Origin of the sequence: uncultured Amphritea sp., from assembly GCF_937127095.1 — a bacterium.
Taxonomy (GTDB): Bacteria; Pseudomonadota; Gammaproteobacteria; order Pseudomonadales; family Balneatricaceae; genus Amphritea.
The window spans coordinates 63,889-74,847 of record NZ_CAKZLP010000034.1 but is presented as its reverse complement, the minus strand read 5'-3'; the positions used below and the strand labels follow the sequence as shown (position 1 = coordinate 74,847).

Here is a 10,959-nt window from a genome sequence, read left to right as displayed (position 1 = left end):
GCGACGCTGAGCAACAACTCAGCGGGCAGCACCATTGCGGATGCGACCGCCACCGGTACCATTATTGATGACGGTACCGGCCCCGGCCCATTTGACCCAACCGGCCCAGGGGCGCCTGATAATGACACGCCTACACTGTCTGTCAGTAACCCAACCGTGGGTGAAGGTGGGCAGATGGAGTTCACTGTCAGTCTGAGTAATCAGAGTCTTGAAGCTATAAGCTTCAGTGTAGCGACTGTTGATACCGGTAGCGCTACGGATACGACTGATTACAGTCCAGGTCTTGAATACTTCAACACGGGGTCTGGCTTATGGGAGCCTGTTACGGGTGATCTGAGCTTTGCGCCTAACGAAACTTCACTTCAGGTGCGCTCTGCTACCTTGCAGGACGCCCTGGTTGAAGGTTCTGAAAGCTTCGATCTGACAGCTACGGTTACTGGTGGTACCACTACAAACACCAGTGCAACCGGTACTGGTACCATTACAGATGATGACAATATACCTGATGCTGTTAACAGCACTGCTTCGACTCTGGAAGATACAACGCTGACATTTAGTGCTGCGGACTTCGGTTTCAGTGATCTTGATGCCGGTAACAGTTTACAGGCTGTTAGGATTGAGTCTCTGCCAACCGATGGCACGCTGTTCTTCAATGGTGTCGAGATTACGGCTGCGAATCTGGCCAGCTTTAACGCTGGCAGCAATGAGATTAGCAGTACTGATATAGGTTTGCTGACCTTTGAACCGGCCCTTAATGATTCCGGTTATGACAGCTATAGCGCTGCGGGTGAAGGCGATCAGTTAAATGACTATGACAGCATTACCTTTAGTGTATCCGACGGTGTTAACTGGAGCGCGACTCCTGCAACGCTGACGATCGATGTTACGCCGGTCGCTGATGCTCCGACACTCACAGTGGATGGTACACAGACCAGTGGTGGTGTTGAGCTTGTCGATCTGATTACAGTTCCTGCTTCAGAAGGTCTGGTTAAAACGGTTTATACCAATACGGGTATCAGTCCAGCAACGGTTGATAGTAGCAATCTCGAAACGCTCTCTGATGGGCTGGTTGGCGGCACTTCAACGGTGGTAACACAACCCTATCGTGATGCTGCATCTGCAACTGATGCAAATAGCGTTGCTGTCGACAGTGTTGAAGTCACTACTGGTGTTATCTACCTTGAGGCGGGTAGCACACTGTCATTCAATGGCTATTTGGATGATTCTTTCCGCATTGAGGTTGGTGGCACTACGCTAATCGAAACGACCGGTGATGCATTTGGTAGTTATGATACCTCAGCGGTTACTACTGCGAATGTTGGTTCCGGCACTGTATCCACTTATGGTGACTTTACCGCCGCTTCCAGCGGGTATTACACCTTTGAGATGTATATCTACAACCATATTGCTGCAGGTGATCTGTCGGTTAATGTCAGTGTTAATGGCGGCGCCAGCCAGCCGTTCAATACTGCTGCCGTTAATATGTATACCAGTATCGATGCGGTTGATGCAGCACAGGGGCAGCACTCTGATCTGATTCTGTCATCCGGCAGTGATGGTGGTTATTATCCGGTAGAACTGAATAAAGGATATGAAGGTACACCGATCAAATTGACGGCTATCGATTCTGCTTTGGTAGATACCGATGGTTCTGAAGTGCTCAGCAGTATCGTAATCTCCTCTATTCCTGACGGTTCAGTGCTGACCGATGGCACAAACAGCTTCACGGCGACTGCAGGTAATACCAGCGTTGATGTGACCAGCTGGAATCTGGATAACCTGAGCTATACCGGTTATACCGATCTGCCAAATGGTGCTAGCGAGGTTCATACTCTGGTAGTCACGGCTACCTCTCAGGAGTTTGCTAATGGTGCAGTGGTTGATACAGCTACTTCAACGGCTAATCTTAATATTACAGTGATTGAAACTGACGACCCATCAGTGATTACCTCTATCGATACCGTGTCAGTCTCTGAAGAAGGGCTGATCGGAGGCCTTATAGATAGCACCGGGGATCCGGTTGATACGACAGATGCTGCATTCGCGACTGGGGTTATCAATTTTACTGACTCGGATAGCAGTATTTTCACTCTTGCGCTGACTGGGCTTACAAGTGTTACGTCTAACGGTAACCCAATCAACCTTACCTCTGGTGGTGATGATGTTGATAGCTGGAGTTGGGATGCGGCGAGTCAGACACTGACAGGAAGTACCTCTGCCGGGGTCGATGTTCTGACCATTACGCTTGATCCGGTTGTTTCTTCCGGGTCAAACAACAGTGTGTCGTACACCGTTAATTTGCTTGCGCCAGTTGATCACCCTGTTAACAGTACAGAGGACATTATGGATCTGCAGTTTGGAGTTGCCATCTCTGATGGCTCTAATACTGTTAATTCCAGCCTCAATGTTCGCATTGAAGATGACCGTCCGGTGAGTGGAGATCTTAGCAATTCACTTGAGGTACCACTGGCACTATCCAACGTTATGCTGGTTCTGGATTTCTCTGGAAGTATGTCAGGCAGTAACCTGGCGAATATGAAGTCAGCAGTAATCTCTATGCTGGATTCTTATGATAATGCCGGTTATACCGCTATTCAGATTGTCAACTTCAGCAGTACAGCAACGGTGCCAGGAGATGGCGGCTGGATCAGTGTTGCTGATGCGAAGTCTTATATTAATGCCTTAACCGATGCCGATATGGGCGGGGCAACAAATTACGATGCAGCTTTGGCAGCAGCACAAACCGCTTTTGTCGAAACAAACGGTTATATCGCAGGCGGCAAGAATATATCTTACTTCCTTTCTGATGGTGTACCGACTTCCGGTAATGAAGTCGATACTGCGGGTGACCAGACCGCATGGGAAACCTTTGTTACTAACAACAACATTGATTCCTTCGCTGTTGGTTTTGGTGGCGCGGCGGTTACATCTCTCGAGCCGATTGCTTACAACGGTGTTGATGCAACGGAGCGTCCGGCAATTGATGCAACGGCTGCAGGCACAACTCTGACCGATTCTCTGTTGGCAACAGTTTCTACTGCTATACCGGGTAATCTGTTTGGGTCTCTTGCTTCGGGCGGATTTGGTGCCGATGGTAATGGCCATGTACGCACGGTGACTATCGATTCAGTCACTTATACTTATGACAATACCGCCGGAACTATTACCAATAGTGCGAACAGTAATGTCATCAATGATAGTTCTGTCGTCATCACTACGGCTCTGGGTGGCGTGATAAGCATCAATATGGATACGGGTGTTTACTCCTATGAGGCGGATCCAACCTTTACGGTGGATTTTGCTGAGACTATCGGCTTTACCATGCAGGATGTAGACGGCGATGTTACCTCTGGTATTGTCACCCTTGATGTCAGCAGAGAGGTAAAACCGACTCCGACATTGAATGCCAATGCGGCAGAGGTATTTGAGGCCGACATGGCTGATGGCACAAACAGTGTCGGCACCGGGGAAGTGGTAACCGGTAATATTCTGTCCGACGATACCATTCCAAATGGTCTCTCCCTCAGTACAGTGAGTATTGCCGGTGGTACTACTGTTGTGAATGGTAATCTGATGACAGTGACTACGGCAGAGGGCAATACGCTGGTCGTTGACACGACTACGGGTGATTACACTTACACGCTGATTAATGCAGTTGATCACACGCTGTATACCAGTACTGGTAATACCGTTACTCTGGCAAACGATACCTTTAGCGGTTCTCTGGACAGCTGGGGTGGTAGTAACGTGACAGTCAGTGGCAACCGAATGCTGATAGATGGCAATAACGACACTGCAACCAAAACGTTTGATTTTGGTGTTAGCTATGCCAATCAAACAGTGACTGTTTCCTTCGATTTTGAAGCGACTACGAACTGGGATGGCGGTGCTGACAACTTTGTTGTTACGGTAAATGGAACCGATGTTATCAATGATTCTCACACTGGTGGGACTCGCGCATACTCCTTCGATGTCACTCTGAATGCTCAGGGACAGGCCGATTTTGTATTGCTCAACAGCAGTAGCTCAAATACTGAAGATGCGTATATCGATAATTTTACAATCAGTGGGCCAGAGATGGTCGCTACGCCAACGGATACTGTCGTTGACAGCTTTACCTATGTGGTAACTGATCCCGGTGGTACGCCTTATACCTCGACTCTGGATGTAACGATTCATGACGATGTGCCACAGGTGAATAATAGCATCGCTGTCTCTGTCGATATTCCTGAGTCCGTAAGCAGTAATGTTGTTATGACTCTGGATATATCCGGTTCCATGACATCAGCTGTAGGTGGTAGCACTCGATTTGAACTGGCTAAACAGGCGATGATTGATACCATCACTGCATATCAGACTCAGGGTACTACTAATGTCAGCCTGACTTTATTCGGTACACAAGCTGCCAATCTGGGATGGATGAGTGCTGCGGATGCAATCAGCTATATTAATTTGTTGAGCATGAATACTGGCGTTATTCAGTATAACGGTGCTGGTATTTCTGGCCTGACTGATGGTTGGACAAACTACGAAGCGGCAGTAGCTGTGACTGAATCGGGTTATCCCGGAGCGCCTGCTGCAGATAAAACGGTTGCTTACTTCCTCTCTGATGGCGCACCGACAAAGGAATATGATGACACAACCGCGACGCCAACGGATGTAACTGGTCAGAATACCCAGGATGGTGTCGAATCAGGTTATCTTGATTCTGTCTATTTGAATGCCTGGAATAGCTTCATCAACAGTAACAATATTGCGCTTGAGGTTATTGGTATCGGTACCAACCTCAGTACAGCCTATCTTGATATGGTTCAGGTTGTTGCAGGTAAGACCTCTCAGGTTGTCGCTGATATTACGACCCTGAGTGATGTGATGCTTGCTACTGTGGCACCTGTGCAGGGTAGCTTGTTTGGTGCTGACGGAGATAGTGGAATTCTGTTTGGTGCTGATGGCGGTCATATTCTGGAGCTGAGCTATAACGGTGTAACCTATAGTTATGACGCAGCGAATCCGATACAGACGATTGTGTTGTCTGAAGGTGACATGGACCTTAACTTTGAAACGGGAACTTTCACTTACACATCGAATGTTAGCAATGGTACTGATGTGGTCGAGAACTTTATCATCAGTGTTAAAGACAGTGATGGAGATAGCTCTCTTAATCAGCCACTATCGATGCTTATCGGTAAGAATCAGACACTGACAGGTACTGATAGCGGTGAAACGCTGGATGGTGCTGCAGGCAACGATATTCTCGATGGTGGTTTAGGTAACGATATACTGATTGGTGGGGCTGGTGATGACCTGCTGATGGGCGGTGCCGGGGCTGATACCTTTGACTGGAATGGTGGAGATCAGGGTACTGTCTCAATGCCTGCCAGCGATCATATACAGGACTTTGTTGTTGCTGATAATGATAAGCTTGACCTTTCAGGTCTGCTTGACTCGTTGGGTATGACAGATCCGGGTGTAGTTGAATCCTACCTGAGCCTGACAGAGAACGCTTCAAATCAGGCGGTGTTGAGTGTTAAGGATAGTGCCGGCGGAAGTGTTGTTCAGGAGATTGTTCTGGATAATGTCAGCATTCAGGGTCTGAAAACAGACCTTAGTCTTGATCCCGGCGCAACTAACAGTGATCTGCTTAATCAGCTTATCGATCAGTCAAAGCTGATTATATAATGCTGAAAGGGGGCGGCTCCTCCATGGGGCTGCCCGTTTTTTTGTTTAGCTAATAGCATCGAACAGCTGTTTGATGTCAGGGTTTAAAACAGATAGCTGCGGCTATATATTTGTATATTGGGGCAAAAAATAACAGTGATACAGCCACAATCAGACTGGAATTTTGGTACCAGCAGAGATCAGTTCGTTGATCCTTTGCTGGATGCTTTGGTGCTTTTGAGTAAGTACTACGGCAGGCCTGTATCTGAAGATTCTCTTAGTAGTGGGCTTCCGCTGGTAGACAACCGTCTGACACTGGCGTTGTTTCCCCGAGCTGCTGAACGTGCAGGCTTGTCTGCAAGGCTCGCAGATCAGTCGTTGTTACAGATACACGAACTTTTGTTGCCCTGTGTGTTACTGCTAAAAAATCATAGCTGTTGCATACTTATGTCAATCGATCATCAGTCAGGGACTGCCCGGATAGTCCAGCCGGAAAGTGGCGATGGTGAGGTCGATCTGACAATTGAGGCACTTGAGAAAATATATTCAGGGCACCTGTTTTATATTCGTAAGAAATATCAGTTTGATCAGCGCAGCCCTGATGTTCTTGATACCCGCGAAGGACACTGGTTCTGGGGCACATTCAGGAGTGCTGTGCCGATCTACAGAGATGTACTGATCGCTTCTTTATTGATCAATCTCTTTGCCATGGCATCACCACTGTTTGTGATGAATGTGTATGACCGGATTGTGCCAAACCTGGCATTCGATTCACTCTGGGTGTTAGCAATCGGGGTTGGATTGGTGTTTGTGTTCGATCTTATTCTGAAGCACTTGCGCTCATACTTTATTGATATTGCTGGCAAGAAGCTGGACTTGCAATTGTCGGCTAAAATCTTTGCCAAAGTGATGGGTATCCGTCTGGAAGCGCGGCCGCTCTCTGTCGGAGCCTTTGCTAATAATCTGCAGTCGTTTGAAACGATTCGTGAATTTATTACCTCAGCCACACTTGGCGCGTTGATTGATCTGCCATTTGCGCTGTTATTTTTGATCGTTATCTGGATAGTGGGTGGGCCGCTGGCCATTGTCCCGCTGGTCGTGATGATCGTTCTGGTTGCCTATAGCCTTTATATCCAGAGACCGCTGGCAAAACAGATTGAGCTGACATCTAAGATCGCTTCACAAAAGCAGGCGACCCTCGTTGAGGGGCTCACCGGTATTGAAGCAGTTAAGATTAATGGTGCCCAGAGTCAGTATCAGGTGATCTGGGAACAGGCTGTCAGTAAGATGGGGCAGCACGACATTCAGACTCGTAAGCTGGCCAATGGTGCTTCCACGCTTTCTGGTTTTATGCAGCAGATGATGACCGTCGGCATCGTTGTCCTCGGGGTTTATCTGGTTGCTGCTGGTGAGCTGAGCATGGGGGGGATCATTGCTGCGGTTATGTTGAGCGGGCGGGCGGTGCAGCCTTTGGCTCAGTTATCATTGCTGGCAACCCGGTATAATCAGGCCAAGGCATCCATGAGTCTTATCAATCAGGTGATGGAGATGCCTGTAGAAGAGGAGGAGGGCAAAAGCTATGTCAGCCGACCTAAACTGCAGGGAAAAATTGAGTTTGATAAAGTCAGTTTTGCCTATCCGGGCCAGCAGAGCTATGCACTTCATGATGTCAGTTTTACTATTCAGCCCGGCGAGCGGGTTGCTCTGATTGGCGGGATTGGTGCAGGTAAAACCTCACTAGAGAAATTGATTCTCGGCTTATATCAATGTACTCAGGGTGATGTTCGGGTTGATGGTGTTAATATCGCTCAGCTGCACCCGGCAGACCTGCGACGCAATATTGGTTGTATTACTCAGGATAATCACCTGTTCTTTGGCAGTATTCGCGACAATATCGTCATGGGTGCACCCTTTACCAGTGATGAAAATCTGTTGCGCGCTGCTGAATGGGGCGGTGTGACAGAGTTTACTAATCATGATCCTGAAGGGTTGGAACGGCAAGTGGGTGAGGCCGGAAGACAGTTATCCGGTGGTCAGCGCCAGGCTGTCTCAGCGGCCAGAGCAATCGTGATGGACCCGCCAATACTGTTGCTGGATGAGCCAACAAGTCAGTTGGATCGCAAGTCAGAAGTCAGGTTAATGAGTCAGCTAAAATCCCTTGATCGCAGTAAAACCCTGATTCTAAGTACCCATAAATCGAGTCTTCTGGATGTTGTTGACCGGATTATCGTTCTGGAAAATGGTCGTTTAGTTGCGGATGGGCCCAAAGCTGACGTGGTTAATTGGCTGAGAGAAGGTGTTAATCAGCAGAAAGCCAAAAAAGAGGTTCACTCCTGATGGGTGATATGCAGACAGACCCGTTACCGGTAGCCCCGGAAGCTAAACCATCGAAGATGAAAAGTGCATTTGCATCGATGTCTCAGTCGAAGCAGGATAAAACTGTCATCGCTGATGAAATGCATGACTTTATCGATAACTCAGCTGCCAGTGTATTACTGGATACACCCAGAAGTTCACGCATTCTGCTCTGGGGCGTTGTTTGTTTTGTCTTTACCGCCATTATCTGGGCCTATTTTGCTGAGCTGGATGAGATCACCCGAGGTCAGGGGAGTGTTATTCCATCCCAGCAGATTCAGGTAGTACAGTATCTCGAAGGTGGGATTCTCAAAGAGCTGTATGTAAAAGAGGGCGATAAGGTAGAAGCGGGCCAGCCTCTGTTGCGGCTGGATGAGACCCGCTTTTTATCGGATTTCAGAGGCCAGGCACAGGAGCAGGCCTATCTGGAAATCTCAATTGCCCGGCATAGAGCCGAACTGGCCAGTATTATTATCAGCGATGACCCGGTGAATGCTGACTGGCAGGCTCAGGTTAAGGTGGTTCCTCAGCCAATCTCTGTTGAGGAAGAATGGCAGCAGCGCAATCCCGATCTGTTAGGGCGGGAGCAGTCTCAGCTTGAAGAGTATCTACGTAATTTGAGTAATCAGCTGGAAATTATTGGCCGGCAGATTCAGCAGGGGGATCAGGAAGAGAAAGAGCTGGATTCTAAAATTAGTCACCTTGACCGATCTTACAAACTGAGCCTTCGTGAACTGAAAATGACGAAGCCTTTGGCTGAACAGGGAGTGGTCCCTGAAATTGAACTGATCAAACTTGAAAGAGACCTGAATAGCTATAAACAGGAGCTTGAAAGCGCCAAGCTGTTACTGCCTAAAGTCCGCCTAAGTATCCAGGAATCGGTTGCGAAACGTCGTGAAATCGCGTTAAATGCACGCAGTGAAAGTCAACAAAAACTTAACGAGAATCTGGCTCAGCTGAACCAGAAGACAGAAGCTCAGGTTAGTTTACGTGATCGGGTTGACCGCACAACGGTTGTGTCTCCGGTACATGGTACAATCAAAACAATTTCAGTTAATACCATTGGCGGCGTCATTCAGCCGGGGATGGATCTGATAGAGATTGTACCAACAGAGGATCATCTGCTGATTGAAGCAAAAATTTCACCCAAAGATATCGCATTTTTACGTCCTGGGTTGAATGCTGTGGTTCGGCTGACAGCCTATGACTTTTCAATCTATGGTGGATTAAAAGGTACTCTGGAACATATTAGTGCGGATACAATTGAAGATGAGAAGGGTAATCTTTATTACCTCATCAGAGTCCGCACCGAAAATACAGATCTTGGACGAGGGGGAAACTCCTTGCCTATTATTCCCGGCATGATGGCGACTGTAGACATTATGACGGGCAAAAAAAGTGTACTTGATTATTTGCTGAAGCCTATTTTCAAGGCGCAGCAACAAGCTTTACGAGAACGATAACGTTGAGATGGACTTTATCCGGGGGGAACGGTTCTATGGGTAAGATAAGCAGAGTTAGTGCAAGTGTGCTGGCTATAATGGTTTGGTCGGGCACGGTCTCGTCTCAGACGCTGGTTGAAGCAACATCATTTGCCATTGGCAACTCACCAGATGTGGCAATTGTCAAAAGTCAGTACCTTAGCCGTATTGAACAAGTGGGTGTGGCCAGAGCCGGTTACAAGCCAAAAGTGGATTTTGCTTTAGGCTGGGGCGGTGAGTGGACCAACAGTCCATCTACCCGTGCGGCAACCAGTAGTTCCGATTATGTTAACCTGGAGCGCGGTGAAGCATCCCTGACGATGAGTCAGTTATTATATGATGGCCTGCGTACAAAAAACGATGATGACCGCACAAGTGCAGAAGCCGAGGCGCAACGCTTCCAGCTCTGGAGTGTGGCAGAAAACACCACCCTTGAGGTAGCTGATGCCTATATGACTGTGATTAATGCACAGGAATCATCGGTTTTGGCTGCGGCTAATCTTGAGTCCCATATCGAGATTCTTGACGGTATTCGTAAGCGCTCTGAGCATGGGCTTGGGTCTGCTTCTGATCTATCACAGGTTAATGGACGCCTGAGCCGGGCACATACAAACTACCTGGCAACCGACAACAATGTTCTTGATGCCATGGCGCGTTATTACAGAGTGGTTGGGCAGGAAGCGGCTGGTCTGGTTAAACCTGTACCTGTAGATGAGTATATGCCGGTGTCATATGAACAGGCGCTGGAACGGGCCGGTAAGGTTCATCCGACACTGCTATCAGCTCAGTTTGATGTGGATGCGGCTGTCGCTCAGTTGAAAACCAGAGATTCTGATTTTCATCCGGATGTTCGCCTGGAACTGGGAGGCACCTGGAATAACAATCTGGATGGAGCCGTCGGTTATAATAATGATCTGACCGCGATGATCCGTATGCGCTACAACCTGTTCAACGGCAATGCAGATAGCTATCGCAAGAAAGAAGCTTATTATCGGCTGATGGAAGCCAGCGCTATTCGGGATCGGGCACAGCGGGAAGTTGCTCAGGGGATGAGTCTGTCATGGAACGCCTACCAGTTACTGGAGCGGCAGATGGAGTTTCTCGAAGATCATGTGATCGAAGCGGAGAAAACCCTGGATGCCTATAAGCAGCAGTTTAGCCTGGGTCGTCGCACACTGGTTGACCTGCTCGATGCAGAAAACGAACTGTTCGAAGCACGTAAAGAGCTTTTAAAAGCGGACAAAGATCGCTTAATGACCCAGTTCAGAGTATTAAACTCTATGGGGGATCTGCTCACGGTTCTTAACCTTAATCGGGAATCTATCCTGACAAGTGAAGATCAGGCTGAGATCTCTTCTCTGCGCAACTGATCTTATAACTGCCTGTATATCGACTGCGTTCAATTTTGAGTGCAGCTGATTTGCAGGCTGATTATTCTGTCTTAATCCGCTATAATCGCCGCCTT

The 10,959-nt window shown here is 48.2% G+C and carries 4 protein-coding genes; all 4 read left to right on the top strand.

Annotated features, from left to right (window positions below; translation table 11 throughout):
• A partial coding sequence (locus tag Q0499_RS08320) for a VWA domain-containing protein (protein WP_299198158.1) occupies positions 1 to 5,679 on the top strand: 5,679 nt, incomplete at its 5' end.
• A 135-nt stretch (positions 5,680 to 5,814) separates the two neighbouring features.
• Complete coding sequence (locus tag Q0499_RS08315) at positions 5,815 to 7,995, top strand: type I secretion system permease/ATPase (protein ID WP_299198156.1); 2,181 nt, start codon at positions 5,815 to 5,817, stop codon at positions 7,993 to 7,995.
• Entirely contained in the window at positions 7,995 to 9,476 is a 1,482-nt protein-coding gene (locus tag Q0499_RS08310) for an HlyD family type I secretion periplasmic adaptor subunit (protein WP_299198154.1), read from the top strand. Before Q0499_RS08315 ends, Q0499_RS08310 begins: the two co-directional genes overlap by 1 nt.
• 35 nt (positions 9,477 to 9,511) lie before the next feature.
• Positions 9,512 to 10,864, top strand: coding sequence for a TolC family outer membrane protein (locus tag Q0499_RS08305; RefSeq protein WP_299198152.1), 1,353 nt, complete (start codon positions 9,512 to 9,514; stop codon positions 10,862 to 10,864).
• Positions 10,865 to 10,959 lie beyond the last annotated feature (95 nt).